The 24,287-nt window shown below is 73.6% G+C and carries 19 protein-coding genes; 12 read left to right on the top strand and 7 right to left on the bottom strand.

All coding sequences use genetic code 11. From position 1 onward, the window contains the following. Positions 1 to 15: 15 nt before the first annotated feature. The 3 genes from ABD785_RS01565 to ABD785_RS01555 all read right to left on the bottom strand — a co-directional run bounded on the left by ABD785_RS01565 (position 16) and on the right by ABD785_RS01555 (position 1,844). On the bottom strand, positions 16 to 528 hold the full coding sequence (locus ABD785_RS01565; protein ID WP_344821307.1) for a DUF6368 family protein: 513 nt from the start codon (positions 526 to 528) through the stop codon (positions 16 to 18). A gap of 25 nt (positions 529 to 553) precedes the next feature. After that, positions 554 to 1,126: a copper chaperone PCu(A)C domain-containing protein gene (locus ABD785_RS01560; RefSeq protein WP_344821306.1), complete on the bottom strand. Its 573-nt coding sequence runs from the start codon at positions 1,124 to 1,126 to the stop codon at positions 554 to 556. 121 nt (positions 1,127 to 1,247) lie between these two features. Next, a complete protein-coding gene (locus tag ABD785_RS01555; protein ID WP_344821305.1) occupies positions 1,248 to 1,844 on the bottom strand; it encodes a TetR/AcrR family transcriptional regulator in 597 nt (198 codons plus the stop codon). A 64-nt stretch (positions 1,845 to 1,908) separates the two neighbouring features. Here ABD785_RS01555 and ABD785_RS01550 point away from each other — a divergent pair, with 64 nt between their 5' ends. From ABD785_RS01550 to ABD785_RS01540, 3 genes are all read left to right on the top strand, one after another. Further along, positions 1,909 to 2,637, top strand: coding sequence for an alpha/beta hydrolase (locus tag ABD785_RS01550; RefSeq protein WP_344821304.1), 729 nt, complete (start codon positions 1,909 to 1,911; stop codon positions 2,635 to 2,637). Positions 2,638 to 2,739: 102 nt separating this feature from the next. After that, on the top strand, positions 2,740 to 3,495 hold the full coding sequence (locus ABD785_RS01545) for an SDR family oxidoreductase (protein WP_344821303.1): 756 nt from the start codon (positions 2,740 to 2,742) through the stop codon (positions 3,493 to 3,495). Continuing rightward, complete coding sequence (locus tag ABD785_RS01540) at positions 3,492 to 4,082, top strand: TetR/AcrR family transcriptional regulator (RefSeq protein WP_344821302.1); 591 nt, start codon at positions 3,492 to 3,494, stop codon at positions 4,080 to 4,082. Before ABD785_RS01545 ends, ABD785_RS01540 begins: the two co-directional genes overlap by 4 nt. A 173-nt stretch (positions 4,083 to 4,255) precedes the next feature. Here ABD785_RS01540 and ABD785_RS01535 read toward each other — a convergent pair whose 3' ends face one another. Genes ABD785_RS01535 through ABD785_RS01525 form a run of 3 tightly spaced genes read right to left on the bottom strand, consistent with a single transcriptional unit; the run spans position 4,256 to position 6,474 of the window. Further along, positions 4,256 to 5,368, bottom strand: a complete 1,113-nt coding sequence (locus ABD785_RS01535; protein ID WP_344821301.1) for a zinc-dependent alcohol dehydrogenase family protein — start codon at positions 5,366 to 5,368, stop codon at positions 4,256 to 4,258. Then, the gene (locus ABD785_RS01530) at positions 5,365 to 5,769 is read right to left on the bottom strand and encodes an acyl-CoA thioesterase (RefSeq protein ID WP_344821300.1); all 405 of its coding nucleotides are present in this window, start codon (positions 5,767 to 5,769) and stop codon (positions 5,365 to 5,367) included. Before ABD785_RS01530 ends, ABD785_RS01535 begins: the two co-directional genes overlap by 4 nt. 24 nt (positions 5,770 to 5,793) lie before the next feature. After that, a complete protein-coding gene (locus ABD785_RS01525) occupies positions 5,794 to 6,474 on the bottom strand; it encodes a nitroreductase family protein (protein ID WP_344821299.1) in 681 nt (226 codons plus the stop codon). A gap of 68 nt (positions 6,475 to 6,542) precedes the next feature. Here ABD785_RS01525 and ABD785_RS01520 point away from each other — a divergent pair, with 68 nt between their 5' ends. The 9 genes from ABD785_RS01520 (at position 6,543) to ABD785_RS01480 (ending at position 23,267) form a co-directional block, all read left to right on the top strand. Further along, the gene (locus ABD785_RS01520; RefSeq protein ID WP_344821298.1) at positions 6,543 to 9,005 is read left to right on the top strand and encodes a DUF4132 domain-containing protein; all 2,463 of its coding nucleotides are present in this window, start codon (positions 6,543 to 6,545) and stop codon (positions 9,003 to 9,005) included. A gap of 46 nt (positions 9,006 to 9,051) precedes the next feature. Beyond that, the gene (locus tag ABD785_RS01515; RefSeq protein ID WP_344821297.1) at positions 9,052 to 12,279 is read left to right on the top strand and encodes a DUF4132 domain-containing protein; all 3,228 of its coding nucleotides are present in this window, start codon (positions 9,052 to 9,054) and stop codon (positions 12,277 to 12,279) included. After that, positions 12,279 to 15,527 carry a DUF4132 domain-containing protein gene (locus ABD785_RS01510; RefSeq protein WP_344821296.1) on the top strand — a complete coding sequence of 1,083 codons (3,249 nt, stop codon included), beginning with the start codon at positions 12,279 to 12,281 and terminating at the stop codon, positions 15,525 to 15,527. The genes ABD785_RS01515 and ABD785_RS01510 overlap by 1 nt, the downstream gene beginning before the upstream one ends. 51 nt (positions 15,528 to 15,578) lie before the next feature. Further along, entirely contained in the window at positions 15,579 to 16,664 is a 1,086-nt protein-coding gene (locus ABD785_RS01505) for an ATP-binding protein (protein ID WP_344821295.1), read from the top strand. Continuing rightward, on the top strand, positions 16,661 to 18,868 hold the full coding sequence (locus tag ABD785_RS01500; protein WP_344821294.1) for a DUF5682 family protein: 2,208 nt from the start codon (positions 16,661 to 16,663) through the stop codon (positions 18,866 to 18,868). The genes ABD785_RS01505 and ABD785_RS01500 overlap by 4 nt, the downstream gene beginning before the upstream one ends. Next, on the top strand, positions 18,865 to 20,013 hold the full coding sequence (locus tag ABD785_RS01495; protein ID WP_344821293.1) for a VWA domain-containing protein: 1,149 nt from the start codon (positions 18,865 to 18,867) through the stop codon (positions 20,011 to 20,013). Before ABD785_RS01500 ends, ABD785_RS01495 begins: the two co-directional genes overlap by 4 nt. Further along, on the top strand, positions 20,010 to 21,821 hold the full coding sequence (locus tag ABD785_RS01490; protein WP_344821292.1) for a hypothetical protein: 1,812 nt from the start codon (positions 20,010 to 20,012) through the stop codon (positions 21,819 to 21,821). Before ABD785_RS01495 ends, ABD785_RS01490 begins: the two co-directional genes overlap by 4 nt. 31 nt (positions 21,822 to 21,852) lie before the next feature. Beyond that, complete coding sequence (locus ABD785_RS01485) at positions 21,853 to 22,233, top strand: hypothetical protein (protein ID WP_344821291.1); 381 nt, start codon at positions 21,853 to 21,855, stop codon at positions 22,231 to 22,233. Between the two features lie 65 nt (positions 22,234 to 22,298). Continuing rightward, positions 22,299 to 23,267 (top strand): PH domain-containing protein, encoded by a 969-nt coding sequence (locus tag ABD785_RS01480; RefSeq protein ID WP_344821289.1) that lies wholly within the window; start codon positions 22,299 to 22,301, stop codon positions 23,265 to 23,267. On the opposite strand, the gene ABD785_RS01475 is transcribed toward ABD785_RS01480, so the two are convergent. Further along, positions 23,264 to 24,154, bottom strand: a complete 891-nt coding sequence (locus tag ABD785_RS01475; protein ID WP_344821288.1) for a metal-dependent hydrolase — start codon at positions 24,152 to 24,154, stop codon at positions 23,264 to 23,266. The two genes, ABD785_RS01480 and ABD785_RS01475, sit on opposite strands and share 4 nt — an antisense overlap. Between the last annotated feature and the right edge of the window lie 133 nt (positions 24,155 to 24,287).

Raw genomic sequence — 24,287 nt, 5'->3', positions numbered from 1 at the left:
GCCCGGCCGCCGCGGTCAGGTCTCGCCGGGGAGCAGATGGAAGGACGGGTGGGCGAGCCACGCCGCGAGGAAGGCGGCGTCGCAGACGGTGCGGTCCCGGTGGCCCTCGCCGTCCCACATGTCGAGGCTGATGACGCCGAGGACGCCGGGCAGGCCGTCCGGCGGGCGCAGCAGCCCGCCGAGCGAGACGATCATCGCCCCGGTGGCGCGGGCGAGCGGGACCGCGGTCTCGGCGGTCACGCGGGCCGCGAACGGCGTCCCGCTCTTCGCCCAGACGCTCAGCCCGCTGCGGGGCGTGAAACCGAGGGCCCGGAGGTCGTCGGCGTCGTCGAACTCGAGCGGATCGTGCTCGTGGACGCTCACCCGCACCGCCACCCGCTCGCCCCGATCGCCGGTGTGGGTGAACCAGGCCGTGCGGGCGGCCCAGTCGACCTCACCGAGCAGGCCCAGGCCGTCCACGTGGAGCAGGACGTCGAGGAAGTCGGGTGCCCGGGGATGGCGCAGGCACAGCATCAGCTCGTATTCCATCGGGGGGCTTTCTCGGGGCCGGGTGTCAGCCGCCGGTGGTGAGAGCGGCGGTCGGATAGGTGTCGAAGGGGTCCTGGCGCGGCATGACCGGCACCAGGACGGTCCGTCGCCCGGCGCGCTCGAACGTCAGGGTGACGTCGATGTTCTCCCCGCCCCGCAACGCCTGCCTGGACCCGGTCAGCATCACCAGCGGACGCCCCGCGGCCCGCAGGTCCACCAGTTCGCCGCCGGGCGCAGGCACCGAGCCGCCGGTGATGCGGGAGCCGGCGAAGGCCGGGGAGGTGACGGACAGCAGCCGGTCGGCCCGCACCGAGGTGATCAGCGCGTAGAACGGAGCGTCCGATCCCGCGGGCATGACGGCGGGCGGCGTGGGTCCCAGCACGAAGATGTTCCGGACCTTCACGGTCGCCTTGCCGGTGGCGGGCAGATCGGTGTCGGCACCGTTGATGGCGCGCCGCAGGCTGACGGTCTCCGCCCTGCCGCAGGCCACGCCTCCGAGGCCGAGCGCGCAGATCACGGCGACGGCCGCCAGGGCGCGGCCTCGGCGCCGCCCGCCCTGCCGCGGAGCCGATTCGGGCGGGTCGGTTGTCTCGGCCATCACGACTCCCGGCGTTTCGTCCGTGTTCGGGAAGAACATCCCGACTCTTCGCAGGATGCCAACCCCGACACCATGGGAGGGTCGGCGCGGAGGCAACGCCGGGTCTCCCCGGGGAAGATCTTCACACGGGTTCTCCTCCCGTGCGCCGGGCGACGGCCGCGGAGGCGTCCGGCGCGTTGTCGGCGGTCAGGCGGAAGACCACGCGTTCGAGCATCGGGAGGATGGCGGTGGCCTCGAGGGCGCCGTCGGCGAACCGCCCGATGAGGGCGTAGGCCATGTGGGTGAGGACGATGTCGATGTCGCCGGCGTAGTCCGGGTCGGCGCCCTCGAGGACGGCCCTGGCCACGGGTTCGATGGCGGCCATGCCCTGCCGGTCGAGACGGTGCCCGCCCGGTCCCGTGCGCGCCCGGTGGAACGCCTCGAGCATGCGGGGATGGCGCTCCCAGGGCTCGAAGACGTAGCGGAAGACGCGCATGAGGCCGTCGCGGAGGGGCTCGCCGGGGGCGGGCGGGGCGAGGTCGGTGTAGGTGTTGGCGGCCATCCACCGCTCCAGTGCGGTCACGATGAGGTCGTCCCTCGCCGGGAAGTGCTTGTAGATCGTCGCGAGGGAGACCCGCGCCCTCCTGGCGACCTCGCGCAGGTGGACGGCATCGGTGCCGCCGGAGACGAGAAGCTCGATCACCACGTCGACGATGGCCTCTTGCTGTGCTCGCTCCACCCGTTTACGGTAACAAAGTTACTCAAGTAACACGGTTACTGAGACGCGCGAGAGGGGCAGGGCCATGGCGACGTACGTTCTGGTGCACGGAGGAGGTCACGGCGGCTGGTGCTACCGGAAGGTCGCCCGCCTGCTGAGGTCGGCGGGGCACGAGGTGCACACACCGACCCTGACCGGCCTGGGGGAGCGGTCGCATCTGCTGCATCCGGACATCGATCTCGACACCCACATCGAGGACGTCACCGCGCTCCTGCGGTACGAGGACCTGCGAGAGGTGATCCTCGTCGGCCACAGCTACGGCGGGATGGTCGTCACCGGTGCCGCCGACCGCGCGCCGGACCGGGTGGGACGCCTCGTCTACCTCGACGCGGCGACACCCGTCGACGGGCAGTCGCTCCTGAAGCTCGCCGGGCCGATGATCGAGGCGATCCGCCCGCACGGCGCGGTGGTCGACGGCGTCGAGCTGGTGCTGCTCCCCGCGCCGGGCGCGGGACTGTTCTACGGCGTCACCGACCCCGGTGACCTCGCCTGGATGGACGAGCGGCTGACCGGCCACCCGTGGAAGTGCTTCGAGCAGCCGCTCGTCCTCACCGGCGAGGCCGCGCTCGGAGCGATCGCGAAGTTCCACATCGTCTGCACCTCGACCCTGGCCACCCGCGACCCCGCCCTGGTGGCCGAGGCCCGCACCGCCGGCCGCCTCTGGGACATCGACACCGGCCACGACCTCATGATCACCGAGGCCGCCGCCGTGGCCGAAGCCCTCCTCGAGGTGGCGGCCGCACCCGCCTCCTGACCCCGGGGCAGCCTGACGGTAGGATGTCCCGGAAAATGAACATGCCTCTGAGCTGGTCCTTTGTGTTGCGTGAAGGGGCTCATCGGAAGGGATCTGCCGGCTGTGAACCTCTTCAGTCTTGAAGGCAAGACCGCGCTGGTCACCGGCGGTACGCGCGGGATCGGGCTCATGATCGCCCGCGGATTCCTGCAGGCCGGGGCCGCACAGGTCGTCATCAGCTCGCGCAAGGCCGACGCGGTCGACGCCGCGGTCAAGGAGCTCTCGGAGTTCGGCGAGGTCGTGGGCGTGCCCGCCGACGTCAGCACCGAGGCCGAGTGCGTGCGGCTGGCGTCGGCGGTCGAGGGGCCGTTGAACATCCTGGTCAACAACGCGGGCGCCACCTGGGGCGCCCCGCTGGAGGAGTTCCCCGCCTCCGCCTGGGACAAGGTCGTCGACCTCAACCTGAAGGCGCCGTTCTACCTCACCCGTGCGCTGCTGCCGAACCTGCGGGCCGCCGCGACCCCCGACGACCCGGCCCGGGTCATCAACATCGGCTCGATCGACGGCATCATGACCCCGGGCCAGCGCTACTCCTACACCACGAGCAAGGCCGGAGTGCACCAGCTCAGCCGGGTGCTCGCCAAGGAGCTGGGGCCGGAGTCCATCACCGTCAACGCGGTCGCCCCCGGACCGTTCGAGTCCAAGATGATGGCGGCGACCCTCGACGCCTTCGGCGACGTCATCGCCGACACCGTCCCGCTGAAGCGCATCGGGCGGGCCGACGACATGGCGGGCGTCGCGGTCTTCCTGGCCAGCCGGGCCGGTTCCTACGTGAACGGGGTGGTGATCCCGGTCGACGGCGGCCTGACGACGCTGTGACGACCCCCTCGGTCCAGGAGTCGTGGTCGGATCTCCCGGCCACGGCCCAGAAGCTCCTGCTCGCCGCGCTGGAGGCGTTCGGCGAGCAGGGCTTCCACGGCACCTCCACCCGGCAGGTCGCGATGCGCGCCGGAATGAGCCCGGCCGCGATGTACATGCACTTCCCGACGAAGGAGGCGCTGCTCTACGAGATCGCCAGGACCGGCCACGAGGTCGTCGCGGAGCTGTGCGACCGGGCGGACGAGGGCAGCCCCGCCGAACGCGTCGCCGCGATCGTCCAGGCGATGGTCCGGTTCCACGCCGAGCACCACACGCTCGCCCGCATCATCCAGTACGAGCACTCCTCGCTGACGCCGGAGCACCAGCGCGACCTGCTCGCCCTGCGCCGCAGGACCGACGGCCGCCTGCGCTCGGCCATCGACGCCGGCGTCGCCACGGGCGAGTTCACCGCCGACCCGATGACGTCCACCGCGCTGCTGTCGCTCACGATCGACGTCGCCCGCTGGTTCCCCACCCAGACCCGCAGAACCCCGGCCGAGATCGCCGGGGCCTACACCGACCTCGCCCTCCGCATGCTCCGCACCTAGGGGCTGTTTCAAAGTCAACTGCCCTACTGCGCGGCGCCCAGGCACGCACCTCGCGAGGTTGTCGTCGGTCGCCGACCCAACCAGGTCGACTCCCTCCTCCGCCCCCGCGAGGCACGCACCTGGACGCCGCTCGCCACGGGCGCCGACATTGAAACAGCCCCTAGGACGGCGGCTCAGAAGAGGATGACCTGGCGGACGGCCTCGCCGGTGTGCAGGCGGTCGAAGCCCTCGTTGACGTCGTCGAGGGCGAGGGTGCCCGACAGGAGGCGGTCGACGGGCAGATTCCCGGCGCGGTACAGGTCGACGAAGCGGGGGATGTCGACGCGGGGGCGGCAGGAGCCCAGGTAGCTGCCCTTGAGGGTGCGTTCCTCGGCGACCAGGCTCAGGGCGGGGAGGGCGAGGTCCTTGCCGGGGGCCGGGAGGCCGACCGTCACGGTGGTGCCGCCCGGGGCCGTCACGTCGTAGGCCTGGCGCAGGACCGGCACCACGCCCGCGGTCTCGATGACCTTGTCCGCGCCGCCGCCCGTCAGCTCGCGGATCTCGGCGACCGCGTCGGGGCCGCCCAGCACGGTGTGGGTGGCGCCGAGCTCGCGGGCCAGCGCCAGCTTCTCGGGGACCACGTCGATCGCGACGAGCTGCCGCGCGCCGAGCGACCTGGCGCCGAGCAACGCCGACAGCCCGACCCCGCCCAGCCCGAACACCGCCACCGAGTCCTCAGGCGTGACCTTCGCGCTGTGCAGCGCCGCTCCGGCCCCGGTCAGGACCGCGCAGCCGAACAGGGCGGCGATCTCGAAGGGAAGGTCGGAATCGACCTTGACGGCCGACTTCGCGGAGACGACCGCGTACTCGGAGAACGCCGAGACGCCCAGGTGGTGATGGACCCGGCGGCCGTCGAGGCGCCGCCCGCCGCCCAGCAGGCTGCCCGCCCCGTTGGCCGCGGCGCCCGGCAGGCACAGCGCAGGGCGCCCCGCCGTGCACCGCGCGCACTCGCCGCAGGCGGGCACGAAGGCCAGCACGACATGGTCGCCGGCGGTGAACCCGGTGCCGGAGCCGGTGGCGACGACCTCACCGGCGGCCTCGTGGCCGAGCGCCATCGGCAGTGGCCGCACCCGGGAGCCGTTGATCACCGAGAGGTCGGAGTGGCAGAGCCCGGCCGCGCCGATCCGCACCAGGAGCTCGCCCGGCCCGGGGCCGTCGAGCTCGAGCTCGGTGATCTCCAGAGGCCTGGAACCGGCGTAGGGCGTGGCCCGGCCCGTCTCGGTCAGGACCGCGGCCCGCGTCCTCACGCCACCACCAGCTTCTGCATCGCGTCGCGGAGCGCGCCCGCGATCGGTACGGGACGCCGCGAGGTCCGGTCCACGAACACATGGGTGAACTCGCCCTCCGCGATCAGGGTCTCGCCCTTGTGCAGGCCGATCTCCCATTTCACGCTGGAGTTGCCGAGCTTGCCGACGCGCAGCCCCACCCGGATCACGTCGGGGTAGGCCGCCTCGGCGAGGTACTGGCAGCTCGACGCCACGCACATGCCGATGGCGTCACCGCGGATCGGGTCGAACCCGGCCTCCCGGATCATCCAGGAGTTCACCGCGGTGTCCATCATCGCGTAGTGGACGACGTTGTTCATGTGCCCGTAGCAGTCGTTGTCGTTCCACCGCGTCGGCACGTCTTCCCAGTACAGATAACCCACAGCGGAATCTTACCGGCGGGTAGATCAGCCGGTGAAGCCCGGTCCGTCGAAGCCGTCGAGTGTTGTGAACTCCTCCACGGCGGACCGCCTGAGCCTGGTCGGGCGCCTAACCGGATGCCCGAGGAAGACCACGGAGGCGATCGCCAGATCGCCGGGGACCTTGAGGAGCGCCTTGACCTCCTCCTCGGCCCGGACGTGCATGGTCGTCATAACCCCGCCGAGCCCCTCCTCCCGCGCGGCCAGCATCAGGTTCCAGACGAAGGGGTAGACCGACGCCCCGCCCGCGAAGGTGTACCGGTCGTGGTCGCGGTCGACGGCGGCCAGGCTGTTGAGGTCGGCGAGGACCGCGATCATCACCGGGACGGTGTGGAGGTTCCGCGCGAACGCCAGCCGCGGATGGCCGGTCTCCAGCGGTTCGGCCTTGAGCGCCTCGGCCTCGGCGGCACGGTCGGCGAGCGGCGCCCAGGGGACGAGCCCGGCCGCGCCGAGCGCGAGGTAGTCATCCCAGCCGGTCAGGTAGAGGTCCCGCATCCCGAGCCTGACCTCGGGATCCTTGACGACGATCGCCCGCCAGCCCTGCCGGTTGCCGCCGCTCGGCGCGAACCTCGCGGTGTCGAGGATCCGGTAGACGACCTCGTCGGGAACGGTCTCGGTGGTGAACTCACGGATCGCGGCGGTGCCGCGCAGTGCCTCGGTCAACTCCATCCCCCGAGGATATGACGGGCTTCTGCTTTCTCCCGATTCGGCATGATCTTGTGTCCTAGGGTGAGCCGATGGAGATCCACGAGGACCTGATGAGCTGGGCGCATCCATGGCGCGGCGGGCCGGTCCCCGCCGACCTGGCGCCCAGGACCGTCCCGGCGAAGCACACCGTGCTGAAGGACTTCGAGGCGGCGCTCGCCGCCCCGGACAGCGAACCGGCCTACGTCGCGGCCGTCCGGGCGGACGAGCCGAGCCCGATGCGCGCCGCGGCCCTCCAGGCGCTGGCCGAGGCCGCTGCTGCCAAGAAGCTCCCGGTCGCCTCGTTCGTGGACGCCTGGGTGGCGGAGCACGGCCACGCCTTCGCCGCCGCGGCCGTCATGGAGCGGCTGGAGATGCAGGCCCACGCGCCCGCCAGGGGATCGAAGCCGACCCGGATCCGGCGCGTGGCCGAGCCGTTCCGCCACCGCACCGACCGGTTCCTCGCCGGGCGGCTGCGGGAGCTGCTCACCGCCGCCGACGACACCGCCTACGCCGAGACCGTCGCCGCGGTCGCCCCCTACCGGGGCAGGGGCCCGCAGCACATGATCGCCGCCGCCTACCTGCTGCCCGCCGAGACGGACTGGGTAGGAGAGTCCCTCTCCGGATGGATCGGCGACGAGGGCCTGCGGCTGTGGCAGTGGGCGTCGGTCCTGACCGAGCCGGACCTGGCGCTGGCCCGCGAGGCGCTCGGACGTCCCGTGCTCGACCGTGGCGCCCTGTCCACGCTCTTCGTCGCGCTGGGCCACCGGACCGTGCCCCTGATCGGCGACGCCCTCGAGGAGAGCCGCCGCTGGGGCTGGGAGCGCGAGGAGGCCTATGCCGTCCTCGGCCGCGTCCGCACCGACGAGGCGTTCACGCTGCTCCTCGGCCAGTTCGACGCCGGGAACGCCCGCCCGGCGGTGGCGGCCGCCGCCCGTCTCGACCCCGGACGAGCCGCCCGGCTGCTGCCGATGGTCGCCCGCGGCGACGAGCATCCGGCCGACGTCGGCAGGGACCTGCTCCGCGCCCACCTCAACGCCCATCCTGACCTCGACGTCCCGGACGAGGTCAGGGAGCTCGCCGGGGTCGTGCCCCGCATGCCGGAGACCGGCCCGGTCCCCGCGCTGGAACTCCCCGCGAAACCCGCCGCGGCGCCGTGGCTGCACATCGCCGAGCTTCCGCAGATCCGGCTGCGCGACAGCGGCACCGCCTGGTCGCGCGAGGTGGCCGCCGGACTGGTCGCGCTGCTGGCGGCCTCGGAGAAGGCACCGCATCCCGAGCTCGTCCGGCTGCGGGAGTTGTCGGACCGCGCGTCTTTGGCGCTGTTCGGACGGGAGCTGTTCGAGGCGTGGCGGCGGGCCGACGAGCCTTCCGAGCAGGGCTGGGTGCTGAAGGCCCAGGCCTGGATCGGCGACGGGGAGACGGTGCGGCGGCTGGTCCCGCCCATCGACGGGTCGTGGCCGAGGCTCAATTTCCACAGGGCCGCCGCCGGCCTCTGGGTGCTGGCCGAGATGGACACCGAGGACGCGCTGCGGGCGCTGCACCGGCTGTCGCTGCGCGGCTCGTCCAAGGGGGTGCGCGGCCGGGCCGAGGGCATGGTCGAGCAGGTCGCGCGGCGCCTCGGCCTCGACGGCGAGCAGCTCGCGGACCGGCTCGTCCCGCGCTTCGAGGAGCGGGTCTTCGACTACGGGCCGCGCCGCTTCGTCCTCGGCTTCGACGAGAGCCTGAGCCCGTTCGTCACCGACGAGGCGGGCAGGGTCCGCAAGTCGCTTCCCGCGCCCAACGCCAAGGACGACGCCGACCTCGCCGCCGTCGCCCGCAAGCGGCTCACCGCGCTGAAGAAGGAGCTGCGGGCCGTCGCCTCCGACCAGCTCCACAGGCTCGAACGCGCCATGGTCCTCCAGCGCTCCTGGACGGCCGCCGAGTTCACCGAGCGGCTCGCGGGCCATCCGCTGATGGTCCATCTCGTCCGGCGGCTGGTGTGGACGACAGGGACGGCGGAGTTCCGGGTCGCCGAGGACGGCACCCTCGCCGGCGTCACCGACGCCCTGTTCGTCCTCCCGCCGGACGCGTCCGTCGCGATCGCCCATCCCGTCCTCATCCCCGCGACGCTCGACGCCTGGGGAGAGATCTTCGCCGACTACGCGATCCTCCAGCCGTTCCGCCAGCTCGGCCGCCCCGTCGCCGCCCTGACGGCCGAGGAGCGCGCGGGCACGGAGCTGCCGCGCTTCACCGGGACCACCACGACGACGGGGGCCCTGCTCGGCCTGACCCGCACCGGCTGGGAGCGCTGCCGCCCCGAGGACGGCGGATGGGAGCCCCGGCTGCTGCGCCGCCTGCCCGATCGGCACGTCCTGGAGATGGAGCTCGACCCGGGAATCCCCGTCGGCCGCACCGAGGGAGCCCAGACCCAGGTGGTCAGATCGGTCGGCCTCCGCGGGCCGCGGCCGCTCGGCGAGGTGCTCGACGCGGTCACCGCCTCGGAGGTCCTGACCGGCTTGGCGGGTTTGTCGTAGCCGCCCGCTAGATTCGCGGCCAATTCCAATGGGACGGGAGTGACACGTGGGACGAGAGACCGTGACCGCCTGGGCGTTCGGGGAGTTCCCCGGCTCGTGGAAGCAGGCCTTCCATCCCCGGCGCGGCGGCGTGGAAGGGCCGCGGATCGTCCTCGACGCCAAGGCTCCCGCCAAGGTCGCCGCCCTGGTCGCCGAGCGCCGGAAGCATCTGGAGCACGCGTTCGGGGACCAGGAGAGCGAGCCGGTCCTCGTCGACTCGGCCCGCGCCTGGCTGGCCGGCGAGCCCGATCCGCGCGGCGCGGCCGCCGTGTACGGCGTGCTGACGGGCGGCCGGAACCTCGCCGCCGGGATGTTCCTGGACGCCTGGATCGCCGAGCACGGAACGGCCTTCGCGGTCCGGTCGGTCGCCGAGCTGGCCTCGGTCCAGATCGCCTGGCGCTCGATCTCCTTCCAGGCACGGGAGACCATCGTGAAGGGAGGCCGGATCCGGCACGCCGTCCACGGCTTCCAGCGCCAGTGGGATCCCGCGGCGGCCCTCCGGCTCCGCGCGCTGCTCGCCGCCGCGGACGACTCCCTCTACACCGAGGCCGCGGCGCTGCTCACACAGACGGCGGAACGGGGCGTCTTCCACCAGGCGCTGGCCGCCTACCTCGTCCCTACCGAAACAGCCCTCACCGACGCCGCCTGCGCGAACTTCCCCGACCGCGCCACCGAGGACTGGCTGGTGTGGTGCTCCGCCGGAACCCCCGGCCAGCTCGCCACCGCGGCCGCCCGGATCCCGCTCGGCCGGCGGACCCTGACCCTCCCCGTCCTGACGACCCTCGCCGACGCGCACGGCGAACGTGCCGTCCCGCTCCTCGCCGAGGCGCTGGACGTGAGAAACCCGCAGAGCAACCGCAGGACGATCCTGTCGGTCCTGAGCAGGATCGCGACCGACGAGGTGTTCGCGATCCTGACGGGGCTGCCCCCGGAGGGCGACGCGTTGGCCGCGCTCGGCACGGCCATGGAGTGCGCGCCCGGACGGGCCGTGGAGGCCCTCGGCCGAACGTCGTCGCCCGTCCACCTGCGGCTGCTGCGCGGCCATCTGCTCGCCCATCCCGATCTCCTCGACGGCGACCTCCCCGAGGCGGTCGCGGCGTTCGCCGACGGCCTGCGGCGGCGGCCCACCGCCCCGCCCGGTGAGCTGCCCGATCTGCTGACCGCACCGCCCTGGACCCGGCCGCGGCGGAAGACCACCGCGACCGTCCTCGCCCTGACCCCGCCCGCGGAGGCCTCGATCCACTGGAACCCCGGCGAACGGGAGGACTGGCTCCAGCGCTGGGACACCCGGGGCGACGGGCCGCCTCCCGCGACCTCGCCCCTGACCGGCGACGGAGGAAGCTGGAGCGCCATCGCCTACGCCAACAGCGCGCCGGACGACCTCGTCCGCCCGCAGCTCGCCGCGTGGAACCCGGCCGGTTCCTACTGGGGAGGCCTGGACGACCTCGGCACGATCGCCGCCCGGTTCGAGGTCGACGCCCTCCCGCCGCTGCGACGCGCCGCCGCCTCCTCACCGGTCCGCGACGGCGTCGTGCTCGCGCCCTACCTCGAGATCGAGACGGCCCGGCTGATGGCCGACTGGCTCGTCCGGCTGAAGTCGGCCCGGCTGATCGCGGTCGCCTGGCTGCGGCGGCACGGCGAGGGCGCGGCCAGGCTCCTGGTCCCCGACGCCACCGGCGCGCCGGGACCCGCGCGGACCGCGGCGGAGGCCGCCCTCCGCGTCCTTCCCGCCGAGCGGGTCAGATCGGCCGCGGCGGGCTACGGCACGGAGGCCGCAGGAGCGATCGACGACCTCCTCGCCCGCGATCCGCTCGACGACCTCCCGGTCAAGATGCCCGTGCCCGGCGCCTGGGCCGATCCGGTGCGCCTTCCCCAGATCCGGCTCGCCGGAGGGGACGCGCTGCCCGACGAGGCCGCGGGGCACGTGCTGATGATGCTGGCCCTCTCCCGTCCCGGCGAGCCCTACCCGGGCCTGACCGCGGTGCGGGAGCTGGCCGATCCGGCGTCGCTCGCCGAGTTCGGCTGGGAGGTCTTCGAGTCCTGGCGGCTCGCGGGCGCCCCGGCGAAGGACAACTGGGCCCTGACCGGGCTCGGCTTCCTGGGCGACGACGGTACCGTCCGGCGGCTCACCCCGATCGTCCGGGCCTGGCCGGGGGAGGGCGGCCACGCCAAGGCCGTGCTCGGCCTCGACGTGCTCGCCGGGATCGGCACCGAGACGGCCCTCCAGCACCTGCACGGGATCGCCCAGCGCGTCCCGTTCAAGGGATTGAAGGAACGCGCGAGGGAGAAGATCGCCCAGGTCGCCGAGACGCTCGGGCTGACGGGCGAGCAGCTCGGGGACCGGCTCGTCCCCGACTTCGGCCTCGAGCCGGACGGCGCGCTCACCCTCGACTACGGCCCGCGCCGCTTCCGGGTGGGCTTCGACGAGCAGCTCCGCCCGTACGTCCTCGACGGGGACGGCAAACGCCGCAAGGACCTGCCCGCACCGGGCGTCAAGGACGATCCCGAGCTCGCGCCCGAAGCGAAGAAGCGGTTCGCCCAGATGAAGAAGGACGTCAGGACCGTCGCCGCCGACCAGATCCGGCGCCTCGAACAGGCCATGGTCGACCGCCGCTCCTGGCCGGTGGCGGAGTTCCGCGAACTGCTCGCCGGCCACCCGCTGCTCCGCCATCTCGTCCGCCGCCTCGTCTGGACCGACGGCGGCACCGCCTTCCGGGTGGCCGAGGACGGCACCCTCGCCGACGCCGGCGACACCGCCCTCACCCTCCCGGACTCCGCGACGGTCCGGATCGCCCACCCCCTGGATCTGGGCGGCGCCCTGCCCGCCTGGAGCGGGCTGTTCGCCGACTACGAACTGCTGCAGCCGTTCCCGCAGCTCGGACGCCCCCTGTTCACCCTCCCCGCGACCGGGTTCGCCGCCTTCGAGGGGGCCACCGTCCCGACGGGAAGGCTCCTCGGGCTCACCAAGCGGGGCTGGCTGCGCGGCAGCCCGCAGGACGCGGGCGTCGAACCGGTCATCTACCGGCCGCTTCCCGGCGGCACCTTCCTGACGATCGACCTCGAACCCGGGATCGCCGTCGGCGCGGTCGGGGAGTTCCCCGACCAGAAGCTGCTGGCGGTCCGGGTCAGCGCGCGCCGCGACGACTCCTGGGGCACCGGCTCCCTGCCTCCCGCGGGAGTCGACCCCCTCCTTCTGTCCGAAGTCCTCTCCGACCTGACGGGACTGGTCTCCTGATGCCCACCACCTCCGCACCGGCCGCTCTCGGCTGGACCTCCGGTGACTTTCCCTGGAAGCGCTCCTTCCATCCCCGCCGCGGCGGCGTCCCCGGCCCGCCGATCTCTCTCGACGCCGACGCCACGGCCAAGGTCGAGGCGCTGATCGCCGCCGGGGCCGAGCCGATCGCGAGCATCTCGCGGGACTCGGTCAGCCACCTTCCGCTCATCAAGGCCCTGCGCTCCTACCTTGACGGGGAGCCGGACCCGCTCGGTGCCGCGATCCTCTTCGAAGTGCTGACCGCGGGCGGCCGCCGCCCCGCCGGGATGTTCGTCGACCACTGGGTGAAGCAGCACGGCCTCGCCTTCGCGGTCGCGGCCGTCGGGCACTCGGCCGCCACCTTCACGGTCTCCTGGACCTCCTACGGTGTCCGTCCCGACGGGGAGAAGGGGCCGATCGCGGGCAGGCTGAGCCTGTGCTCGACCCGCTACTTCGACTGGAGCTGGAACTCCTCGGGCGTCGTCCGGCTCCGGGCGCTGCTGGCCGCCGCGGGAGACGAGGAGTACCGGGAGGCCGTCGCGGTCCTCGCGGGGCTGCGCGAGCGGGGCCGGTCCTTCCGGAAGATCGCCGCGTTCCTGGCACCGGCCGAGACGGAATGGGTCGACGAGCTCCTGCCCGACCTCGCCAAGGGCTGGCAGGGGATCACCTGGCTGCTGTGGTGCTCGCTCAGCACCGAGGCGCATCTGGCCGCGCTGACCGCGGCCTACGAGGCCCGGCACCGGGACCTCGTGCGGCTGCCCGTCCTGTCCACCCTCGCCGACGCCTACGGGGAGCGGATCGTCCCGCTGGTGGCACGGATCCTCGAGGAAGAGCACAGCGGCTCGGAGGAGGCCAAGGCGATCGCGGCCGTCCTCGGCGGGATCCCCACCGACGAGGCGTTCGGGCTCCTCCTGCGCCACCGCGACGACAACCGCCACCTCACGGCCGGGCTGTTCGAGGCGATGCGGGCCTTCCCCGTGCGGGCGATGCGGCTCCTGGACGCCGCGAGCGCGTCGCCCAAGGCGGCGGGGCTGCTCCGCGACCATCTCCTCGGCCACCCCGAGCTCCTCGAAGGAGATCTGCCGCCCCGCGCTAAGGAGCTGGCGGGAAAGCTGCGGCGCCTGCCCGAGGCTCCTCTGGATTCCCTGCCCGAGCTGCTGGCCGCGCCGCCGTGGACGCGTCCCCGGGCGAAGACCGCGCAGATCGTCCTCGAGCTCGAACCCCCCGCGCACCCCGCCGAGCTGCGCTGGCTGCCGGGCGAGCGGGAGGAGTGGGCGGCGAAGGCGGACTCCTACCCGTCGGGGAGGAACATCCGGCGTCCCCACCTGAAGAGCCTGGAGTCCGGAGAGGGGATCTGGGCGCTGAACCACTACCTCATGCACGGCCCCGAGGACGACGCCCGCTCGCTGCTGGAGTACTGGGCGAAGCCCGACCGCTACGGCGACGACCTGGACGTCATGGCGGCGATCGCCGCCAGGTTCGGGCTCGAGGCCCTGCCGAGGCTCCGGGCGTCGGCGGAGGCGAGCCCGGCAGCGGGTCGGCTGCTGCTGCCCTTCTCCGACCTCGCCACCGCCCGTTTGATGGCCGGCTGGCTGCGCCTGAAGTCCGCCCGCGGAACCGCCCGCACCTGGCTGACCAGGCACGGAGCCGCTCTCCTGATCCCCGACGCCCTTGGCGAGCCCGGCCGGGCCAGGACCGCGGCGGAGGCCGCGCTCCGCATCGCACCCGGCGCTCTGGAGGCGGCCCGCGCCCACGGCCCCGCCGCCGAGGAGGCCGTCGCCGCCCTCCTCGGCGCCGATCCGCTGGAGGACCTGCCGCGCCGGATGCCGACCCTGCCCGCCTGGGCGGATCCCGGGCGGCTCCCGCAACCCCGTCTGGCAGACGGCCGGGCGCTGCCCGCCGCCGCGACCGCCCATGTGCTGTCGATGCTCGCCATCTCCCGGCCCGACGCCGTCTACGCCGGGCTCGCCACGGTCAAGGAGGTGTGCACCCCGCAGTCGCTGGACGTCTTCTCCTGGGAGCTCTTCGAGGCCTGGCGCCGGGTGGGGCTGCCCGCCAAGGACGGCTGGGCGCTGACCGCCCTCGGCATCCTCGGCGGCGACACGGCCGTCCGGAACCTGACTCCGATGATCAAGGCCTGGCCGGGGGAGGGCGGGCACCAGCGGGCGGTGGCCGGCCTCGACGTCCTCGCCGCGATCGGCAGCGACGTCGCGCTGATGCATCTGCACGGCATCGGCCAGCGGCTGCGGTTTAAGGCGCTCAAGGAACGCGCGAAGCAGAAGATCGACGAGGTCGCCGAGGCACTCGGCCTGGACTCCGAGCAGCTCGCCGATCGGCTCGTCCCCGACCTGGGGCTCGGCGAGGACGGCAGCACCGTCCTCGACTACGGGCCACGGCGGTTCACCGTCGGCTTCGACGAGCAGCTCCGCCCGTACGTCCTCGACGAGGACGGCCGGATCCGCAAGGCGCTCCCCGCCCCCGGCGCCAAGGACGATCCGGAGCTGGCCGCCGCCGCCCGGCAGCGTTTCTCCGGCCTGAAGAAGGACGTCCGGACCATCGCCTCCCGGCAGATCCAGCGGCTGGAACGGGCGATGGTCCGCACCCGGTCCTGGACCCCCGGCGAGTTCCGTGAGCTGTTCGCGGAGCATCCGCTGCAGAGGCACCTGATCCGCCGCCTGGTGTTCCTCTGCGACGCCGGGGCGTTCCGGGTCGCCGAGGACGGCACCCTCGCCGGCGTCGACGACGAGGCTTTCACGCTGCCGGACGGAACGCGGGTGCGCATCGCCCATCCGATCCACCTCGGCCCCGACCTCGACGCCTGGAGCGAGCTCTTCGCCGACTACGAGATCCTCCAGCCGTTCCCGCAGCTCGGACGGCCCGTGATCACCCTGGATCCGGGCGAGACCCTGAGCTCCAGGCTGGCCAGGTTCGAGGCCGCGACCGTCCCCGCCGCCAAGATCCTCAGCCTGCAGTACCGGGGCTGGGAGCGCGGCGACGCGGGCGAGGGCGCGACCGTGCACCGGTACACCCGCGAGCTGCCCTCGGGCCGTCACCTGACCATCGACTTCTCCCCCGGCCTCACCTACGCCCACCCCGACGACGAGCTCGAGCAGACGCTCCAGGCCGTCGGCATCGAGGGCCGCCAGGGAGCCGAGGACGACCCGGACGAGTCCGCGGACACCGTCACGGTCTCCGAAGTGATCGTCGACCTGACCGCCCTGACGAGCTGAGGGACCGCGAGTGCCCGAAGTGATCTCCGACCTGACAGAGCTGGTGACCCCATGAGCGAGGACCTGCAGAGACCGCCCGCCGAGGTGCGGTACGCCGACGAGCTGGCCCGGCTGGCCGAGTCCGACACCGGGCACCGGCCGCCCGGCTGGGCGCTGAGCCTGGAGGCCGCCCGCCGGTTCGTCGTCGGCGACGAGAGCCGGGGGATCCGGCGGAAGTTCGTCGGCGACCCCTCGCTGATCGACAGGGCCCTGGTCACCCTGGCGACCAGCCGGGGGCTGATGCTGGTGGGCGAGCCCGGCACGGCGAAATCGCTGCTGTCGGAACTGATCGCCGCGGCCGTCAGCGGGACCTCCACCCTGACGATCCAGGGCGGAGCCGCCACGACCGAGGACCAGATCAAGTACTCCTGGAACTACGCGCTCCTCGTCTCCGAGGGCCCGTCGGCGCGGTCGCTGGTGCCCGCTCCGATGCTGAAGGGCATGGCCGAGGGCCGTCTCGTCCGGTTCGAGGAGATCACCCGCTGCCCGCTGGAGGTGCAGGACTCCCTGCTGTCCCTGCTGTCGGAGCGCGTCGTCGCCATCCCCGAGCTGCCCGGAACCGAAGGAATGATCTTCGCCAGGCAGGGGTTCAACGTGATCGCCACGGCGAACACCCGGGACCGGGGCGTCAACGAGATGAGCGCGGCGCTCAAGAGGCGCTTCAACTTCGAGACCGTCTTCCCGATCCCCGACCTGGCCACCGAGCTCGACCTGGTCGAGGCCGAGTCGGCGGCCCTGCTGCGCCGCTCGGGCGTCGAGGCCGCACCGCACCGCGACGTGCTGGAGGTGCTGGTCGAGACCTTCCGCGACCTGCGGTCCGGCACCACCTCCGACGGCCGGACCATGGAGCGGCTGTCGACCGTGATGAGCACCGCCGAGGCCGTGTCGGTCGCGCACGCCGTCGGCCTGCGCGGCTGGTTCCTGCGCGGTGAGCCGGGGTCGGCGGAGGACATCGTGGCCTGCCTGGCAGGGACCGCGGCCAAGGACAACGCCGACGACCTCGTCAAGCTCCGCCGCTACCTCGAACAGCACGCCCCCAAGCGCGGCGGACGGCAGTGGCGGGCCCTGCACGCCGCCCGGCACCACCTGCCCGGATGAGCGTCGTCTTCGTGGGCATCCGCCACCACAGCCCGGCGTGCGCCCGGCTCGTCGCGGACACGATCGAGCGGGTGCGGCCCGCGCACGTCCTCATCGAGGGCCCGGCCGACATGAACGACCGGATCGGCGAGCTGCTGCTCGGCCACCGGCTGCCCGTCGCGCTGTTCACCTACGGCGACGGCCACCAGTCCTGGACCCCGTTCTGCGACTACTCGCCGGAGTGGGCGGCCCTGACCGGCGGACGGGCGGCGGGCGCCGAGGTCCGCTTCATCGACCTGCCCGCCTGGCATCCGGCCTTCGCCGAGCGCGCCAACCGCTACGCCGACGCCGAGGTCCGCTACACCGAGGCCACCGGCCGGCTGTGCGCCGCGTTCGCCGTCGACAACACCGACGCGCTCTGGGACCGGATGTTCGAGGTCGAGGCGGCCGATGACCTCGCCGAGCGCCTCGACGCCTACTTCGCCCTCGTGCGCGGCGACGCCGAGGCGTCCGGGGCCGACACGGTCCGCGAGGAGTACATGGCGGGCTGGATCCGGGCGGCCGCCGCCGCGGACGACGGACCGGTCGTCGTGGTGACCGGCGGCTTCCACACCCCGGCGCTGCGCCGCCTCGCCGCCGGGCCGGGCCCGGCCGGATGGCCCGAGGTGCCGGGGGTCCCCGAGGGGGCGGGCAGCTATCTGGTGCCCTACTCCTTCCGCAGGCTGGACGCCTTCGGCGGCTACCAGTCGGGGATGCCCTCGCCCGGCTACTACCAGCGGGTCTGGGAGGAGGGGGTGGAGGCGGCCGGGCGCTGGCTCACCGAGCGCGTCGCGGAGGGGCTGCGGCGACGGCGGCAGCCCGTCTCGACGGCCGACCTCATCGCCGCCAGGACCCAGGCCGAGGGCCTCGCGCGGCTGCGCGGCAATCCCGCTCCCGCCCGCACCGACGTCCTGGACGGGCTGGTGTCCGCGCTGGTCAGCGACGACCTCGAACAGCCGCTGCCGTGGAGCCGCCGCGCCCCCCTGGCGGCAGGGGCCCATCCGGCCGTCGTGGAGATGGTCGCGGTCCTCAGCGGCGACCGCGTCGGCGCGCTGCATCCGGGCACCCCGGCTCCGCCCCTGGTCCGCGAGGTGAGCGCGCTGCTCCAGGCGCACGGTCTCGACGGCCCAGGGCAGGTCGGCCTGAAGCTCACCGACCCCGCCGATCTGGAGCGGAGCCGGCTGCTGCACCGGCTGCGCGTCCTCGGGGTCCCCGGGCCGGTGCGCGACAGCGGTCCCGCCACCGGGCTCGACCCCGTCCTCGACGAGCGGTGGACGCTCCGCTCCGACGACCGCAGGAACGCGGTCCTGATCGAGGCCGCGGTCTTCGGCGCCACCCTGGGCGAGGCCGCCGCCGCCCGGCTCGCCGGCCGTCCGGGAGACCCCGCCGAGGTGCTCTTCGACGCCGCGCTGTGCGGCCTCACCGACCAGGCGGCCGAGCTCGCCACCCGGCTGACCGGCACCGTCGCCGCCGCCCGCGAGCCCGGCGAGCTCGCGGAGACCCTGGCGACCGTCCTGGCCCTCTGGCGGCACGACGAGATCTTCGGCACCGCGGACTCGGCCCTGCTCGGCTCCCTCATCGACGCCGCGGTCACCCGCGTCCTCTGGCTCGCCGAGGGGCTGCGCGGCGGCCCCGCCGCCGACCTGCCCCGCGTCCGCGCGGTCGCCGCCGTCCGCGACGCTCTCCGCCACGCGGCCCCGCTGCTGTCGATCACCCGGGAGACGGCCGCCTCCATCGCCGGAAGGATCGCCGCCGACTCCGCGGCCCCGCCCGACCTGCGAGGCGCCGCCCACGGCCTGGCCTGGACCCTGTCGTCGAAGCCCGGACGGCTCGCCCTGCCCTCGGGCGCGCTCGGCGACTGGCTGATCGGCCTGTTCGCCGTCGCCCGCGAGGAACTGCTCACCGACCCCGAGCTCCTGCCGATCCTCGACGACCTGATCGTCAGCCTGCCCGCCCAGGACTTCCTGGCCGGCCTCCCCGCCCTCCGCCAGGCCTTCGAGTTCTTCCCGCCACGGGAACGCGAGACCATCGCCCGGTCCCTGCTGGCCCTCCGCGACACGACGCTCACCCCCAGGGCACTCCTGCGCACGGCGGCCCCGGCCGTCCTCCAGGCCGAGGCCCACGCGCTCGACGCCGCCGCGTCCGCGCTCCTCGCCGCCCACGACCTTCCCGGAGCCGCCGTATGACCACCGGACCCTCCGCGCCCGACGAGGGACTCGAACGCTGGCGGCTGATCCTCGGCTCGCCCGCCGAGGGCTGCACCGGCGGCCTCAGCGGGACGGCCGCGGGCCAGGACGCCGCGCTGGAATGGCTGTACGGCAGGGACGAGGAGCTGACCAGGCGCGGGGTCAGGCGCGGCGGGGCGAACCGGTCGGCGGGGAGCGAACCGTCGAACGTGACGACCGTCGACTGGCTGGACGACGTCCACCGGCTGTTCCCGAAGGAGACCATCGAACGGCTGGAGCGGGACGCCGTCGAACGGTATGAGATCCTCGAGGTCGTCACCGACCCGAACGTCCTGGAACGGGTCGAGCCCAACCCGGCGCTGCTGCGCGCGGTCCTGCGGACCAAGCACCTGATGAACCCCGACGTCCTGGCGATGGCCCGGCGGATCGTCTCGGCGGTGGTCAGGGAGCTGGTGGCCAAGCTGAAGCCCGAGGTGCGCAGGGCGTTCGCCGGGACCAGGTCGCGGCAGACCTCCCGGACGGGCCAGGCCCGCGACTTCGACTTCGCGGGCACCCTGCGGGCCAACCTCAAGCACTACCAGCCCGAGCACCGGCGGGTGCTGATCGAGCGGCCCCGCTTCCACACCAGGACCCGGCCGCAGCTGCGATCCTGGCAGATGATCCTGCTGGTCGACCAGTCGGGCTCGATGGTCGGATCGGTGATCCATTCCGCGGTCACGGCGTCCTGCCTGTGGGGGCTGCCCGGGCTGAGGACCCATCTCGTGGCCTTCGACACGAGCGTCGTCGACCTGACCTCGGACGTCACGGACCCGGTCGAGCTGCTCATGAAGGTCCAGCTCGGCGGCGGCACCGACATCGCCTCCGCGGTGGCCTACGGGGCCTCCCTCGTCGAGGATCCGCGGCGGACGATCGTCGCGGTGATCTCCGACTTCTACGAGGGCGGTGACGAGGGGGCGCTGGTGCGGACCGTCCGGCGGCTGGCCGAGCAGGGCACCCACGTGCTGGCGCTCGCGGCTCTCGACGAGGAGGCGGAACCGGCCTACGACCGGGAGCTGGGGCGCCGCCTCGCGGACGTGGGCGCGCATGTCGGGGCGATGACCCCGGCGCGGCTCGCGGAGTTCGTCGCGGAGAGGATCGGCCGGTGACCGCGCTGCACGACCTCGACGAGGACACCCTCGCCGCCCTCGCCAACCGGGGGCTGGTCAAGCGGGCCGCCAGGGAGCTCGCCGCGGGGGGCGTCCCCGAGCTGACGGCGGGCGACCCGGTCGTCGCGGTCTTCGCCGACGGCACGACCGCCTCGGTCGGTTCCGGGTCCGGACTGGACGGCGGCTCCTGCACCTGCGCCGCCACCGGCATCTGCCGCCATCTCATCGGGCTCGTCCTGGCCTACCAGCGCGAGGTCCCGCGCACCGAGGCCGCTCCGGCCGGGTGGACCCCTGCCGACGTCGACGACGAGGCGCTGGAGCGGGCGTTCGGCGTCCGGGCGGTCAAGGCGGCCAGGACCCGGCTCAACCGCGGTCTCACCGTCGTGTTCGGCACCGGCGAGGTCCCCTCCGTGGAGCTGCCGGCCTGCTCCGTGCGGTTCCCGGTGCCGGGCGATCCGGCTCTGGCCGTCACCGACGCCGCCCCCTCCCACCGGGCCGAGTCGGTCATCCTCGCCGTGTGGGCGTTCCGGGCGGGAGGGGAGGGGACCGTCAGGGTCGGCGGAGCGACGGCGGCAGCGGCCCCGGACCTGACCGGGCTGACCGCTCTGCTCGACGAGGTGTTGCGCGAGGGGGCCGTCCACGCCGGGCCGCTCATGGCCGGGCGGATCGCCCGGCTCGGGTCCGGCCTCGCCGGGCTGCACTGGATCGCCGGCGGCCTCGCGGAGCTGGGCGACCAGCTCGCCGGATACGGCGAACGCTCCGCCCGCTACGAGCCGCGCCGGCTCGCCGACACCGTCTCCGAGCTGTACGCCAGGGCCAGGGCGGGAGCTCTCGGCGCGGACGAGCCGGGCGAGACCCCGCTCCGCAAGGTCCGCCTCATCGGCCTCGGCTGCCGGATCACCGCGCTCGGCGGCCGCCGCACGGCCTCGGTCTGCTTCGCCCACGGCGACACCACCCTGGTCCTGCGCCGCGACTGGGACGAGGAGGTGACGGGCCACGCCCTGGGCGCCCGGCGGTTCGGCGGCTCCACCCTGGCGGCCCTGGCCGGGGCGAACGTCGTGTCCGAGGCGGCCTCGCGCAGCGCCAGCCGCGTCCTCAGCCTGGGCGCCGGCCGGATCGCCCGCACCTCGGTGACGCCCGTCGGGAACTCCTGGCGCGACCTGCCGATCGTCGCTGACTACGCCGGGCACGCCGCCCTGCTGGCCGGACTGCCGCCCCGGCCGATCCGGCCGCGCGTCGAGGCCGAGTCGGTCCGGGTGATGGCCGTTGCGGAGGTCCGCGACCTCGGATACGACCCCGGCGCGCAACGCCTCACCGCGACCCTCCTCGACGAGGCGGGGACTCCCGCCCAGCTCGTCGCCGACCACGCCGCGCACACCCCCGCGGCCCTCGGCGCCCTGGCCGCCGCGCTGGAGCAGGGCCCCGAGCTCCTGACCGCCGCGGTCCGCCGTACCCGCGGAACCCTGCTGGTCGGCCCGCTGGCCGTGCTCACCCCCGGCGGCGTCGTCGTCCCCGACCTCGCTCCGGGCGACGACCGCACCGCCCTGCCGCTCGCCGCGCCGCTCCCGCCCGACCCGCTCGCCGACGTCCTCGACGAGGCGCTCGCCGCCCTCTCCGACGCCGCCCACCGCGGCCTGCGCCACCTGACCACGCACCATCTGTCGCGACTGGCCGGAGCCGCCCGTGATCTGGCCGGATCGGGCCTCGCCACCACCGCAGCCCTGGTCTCCGCCGCGGCGGCCGATCCCAGGCCCGCGACCTGGTTCCCCGCCCATCTCCACGCGCAGACCGCCGCCGACCTCCGATGATCAGAGGCCGCGCCGTGATAGTCGTTCGGACATGAGACCCTTCGCGCGCGCGGCCGCCCTGGCCGCAATAGTGATCATGGTCGGCGGCGGCTGCGCCGACGCCGGGGAGACCACGCCGCCGGGGGAGACCACCCTCGACTACGGCGGAGGGCTCGACCTCCCACCCCGCCTGACCTTCACCAAGGTCGAGAACGACAGCCGCTGCCCGACCGGTGTCACCTGCGTCTGGGCGGGCGACGCGACCGCCGTCCTGTCCACCGACGACCAGTCCTACGAACTCCACGTCAACGGCGACCCCCGCTCCTTCACGATCAATGGCCGCACCGTCGAGCTGCTCCGCCTCGACCCCCACCCCACCCAGGGCACCCAGATCGACCCCGCCACCTACAAGGCCACCCTCAAGATCACCTGACCCGCCCCGCCTGACCGTCCGGGAAGGACTTCTCCAGATTCGAGACTGATGGGTTAATAGCGCCCATGACGGTCAAAACGATCAAGCTTCGGCGTAAGGGCGTGTGCCTCGAGGCATCGGTGGCGACGCGGTTCGGGTGGGCGGCGGCGCTGGCGGGCGCCGGGTGGTTCTGCTGGGAGCACCGGGAGTTCGCCTTCCTCGTCTGGGAGACGCCCCTGCTGCTCCTGCTGCTGTACGGGACGGTGCTGCGGTTCGGGTACACCGCGGCTGACGATGACGGCATCGAGGACCGGAGGACGGGTCGGACGCGGGTGATCCGGTGGGACGAGGTCGCGGCCGTCGAGCAGGTGGGAGGCCGCTACCGGGTGAGACTCGCCGGTGAGCGGAGCCGTCCGCCGTTCCTCCCGCCGTTCGCCGCGGTGCGGAGGGTCACGCTGACGATGCCGCGGGGCCTCGGCGCGCCGGCGCGGCTCGACCGTCTGCTGGCGACGGCGCCCGCGAAGGTGCCGGTCCGGCGGCTGCTCTCGCGTCCTTCTGCCGCGGTGGTGGGGCTCGTTCTGCTGCTGGGCTGGACCGCGGCCTGGGAGCGTCCGTGGCTCGACCCCTGGTGGCCGGGGCAGGCGCTGGTGACGGGCGCTCTTCCCGATCCCTGCGCGGTCCTCGCCGAGAGCGGCTTTCCCAACACCTATCTCGCCCGTCCCGGCCGGGAGGAATGCGGCGTCGAGGCGAAGGACGCCGAGGCCTTCCTCACCATCTGGCGGTTCGGCCGCGACGCCGCCCGAAGCCCCTCGGGCAGGGCCGCGGACTTCCTCAGGCGCCGGCACGGCACCGTCCAGCGAGAGCCCGGCCTCGGCGACGAGCGGGTCCTCGAGCGCCGGCCGGACGGCGCCTCCACCTACCTGTACGTGCGCAAGGCCGACGTCGTCATCGTCGTGGCCCTGTATCCACGCCGCGATTCCGGTACCCCGCTCACCCGGGCCGACCTGGAATCCCGGCTGAAGGACGTCGCCCGCGCCGTCCTCACCCGTCTTTAGCGCTGGAGGGAGGAGGCGCGGAAGGTTCTGGCGCGGTCGGAGAGTTCGGGGTAGACGTGGACGACGACGCCCAGGCCGAGGACGGCGACGAGGATCGGGGCGACGATCCGGCGCTCGATGCGGCTGCCGGTCTTGAACCACTTGGGGCCGAACATGGTCTGCGACCACGGCCAGCCGATGGGGCAGCCGCCGAGGGTGATCATGTCGCCGACGATGTGGATGACGACGCCGATGACGATCGCGTAGGGCATCACGCTGAGGTCGACGTGGTACCAGAGGGCCACGAACGCGATCGGGATGGGCGCGAGGTCGTCCCAGATGCCCTTGATGGCCAGCGGCCGGATCGCCGCGGCCAGGACCAGGACGAGGATGCCGCCGACGAGGAAGGCGCCGGCCTGGTGGCCGTAGCGGTAGCAGCTCACCGCGATCGCCGTCGCGGCCATCGCGCAGACGATGATCGAGACGAAGCCGTGCCAGCGCTCCTTGTAGGCGCGGCGGCCCTTGCCCTTGGTGGGCAGCAGCCCGATGAGCACGCCCACGACCAGCATGGCCGCGGTGATGCCGCAGCCGATCTGCAGGGTGATGAGGTCGCGCGTGTAGACCGAGGAGGACAGGAACACCAGGGCGGCGACCAGCCCGACGCCGAGGGCGGAGTGGGTGCCGTTGCGGTGGCCGCCGGACATCTTGCCGATCGTCCAGGCGAAGCCCCGGGTGATCGGGCCGAAGGTCCTGGCGATGTTGGAGCCGTGGTGGTCGATGTCGGGAAGGACGGCGGCTCCCGCGCAGACGACCGCCCCGATGGCGATCTGGTCGGCGGGCAGATGCAGGGGATAGGTACCGGCCGTGAACAGCGCCAGTCCGGACAGGGCGTGGGTGCGACCCATCATCGACGAACGCGCCTCCAATCGTGTCTCGAAGGGTTGGACGTCGCAACCCGGCAGCCGGATCAGTCAACAGCCTCTTGATCCAGAATTGGTCTTTCTACGGGCGTGTCGCGCCGACATTCCACCCCGTTCCGGG

This window comes from Actinocorallia longicatena (assembly GCF_039534125.1).
In the GTDB taxonomy this organism is placed as follows: Bacteria; Actinomycetota; Actinomycetes; order Streptosporangiales; family Streptosporangiaceae; genus Actinocorallia; species Actinocorallia longicatena.
This window is presented reverse-complemented; position numbering and strand designations above follow the sequence as displayed.

Excerpts from the sequence above, each read along its gene's own strand:
- ABD785_RS01565 (WP_344821307.1), bottom strand. The coding sequence starts at position 528 with ATGGAATACGAGCTGATGCTGTGCCTGCGCCATCCCCGGGCACCCGAC.
- ABD785_RS01560 (WP_344821306.1), bottom strand. The coding sequence starts at position 1,126 with ATGGCCGAGACAACCGACCCGCCCGAATCGGCTCCGCGGCAGGGCGGG.
- ABD785_RS01550 (WP_344821304.1), top strand. The coding sequence starts at position 1,909 with ATGGCGACGTACGTTCTGGTGCACGGAGGAGGTCACGGCGGCTGGTGC.
- ABD785_RS01525 (WP_344821299.1), bottom strand. The coding sequence starts at position 6,474 with ATGGAGTTGACCGAGGCACTGCGCGGCACCGCCGCGATCCGTGAGTTC.
- ABD785_RS01520 (WP_344821298.1), top strand. The coding sequence starts at position 6,543 with ATGGAGATCCACGAGGACCTGATGAGCTGGGCGCATCCATGGCGCGGC.
- ABD785_RS01510 (WP_344821296.1), top strand. The coding sequence starts at position 12,279 with ATGCCCACCACCTCCGCACCGGCCGCTCTCGGCTGGACCTCCGGTGAC.
- ABD785_RS01505 (WP_344821295.1), top strand. The coding sequence starts at position 15,579 with ATGAGCGAGGACCTGCAGAGACCGCCCGCCGAGGTGCGGTACGCCGAC.
- ABD785_RS01500 (WP_344821294.1), top strand. The coding sequence starts at position 16,661 with ATGAGCGTCGTCTTCGTGGGCATCCGCCACCACAGCCCGGCGTGCGCC.
- ABD785_RS01495 (WP_344821293.1), top strand. The coding sequence starts at position 18,865 with ATGACCACCGGACCCTCCGCGCCCGACGAGGGACTCGAACGCTGGCGG.
- ABD785_RS01485 (WP_344821291.1), top strand. The coding sequence starts at position 21,853 with ATGAGACCCTTCGCGCGCGCGGCCGCCCTGGCCGCAATAGTGATCATG.
- ABD785_RS01480 (WP_344821289.1), top strand. The coding sequence starts at position 22,299 with ATGACGGTCAAAACGATCAAGCTTCGGCGTAAGGGCGTGTGCCTCGAG.
- ABD785_RS01475 (WP_344821288.1), bottom strand. The coding sequence starts at position 24,154 with ATGATGGGTCGCACCCACGCCCTGTCCGGACTGGCGCTGTTCACGGCC.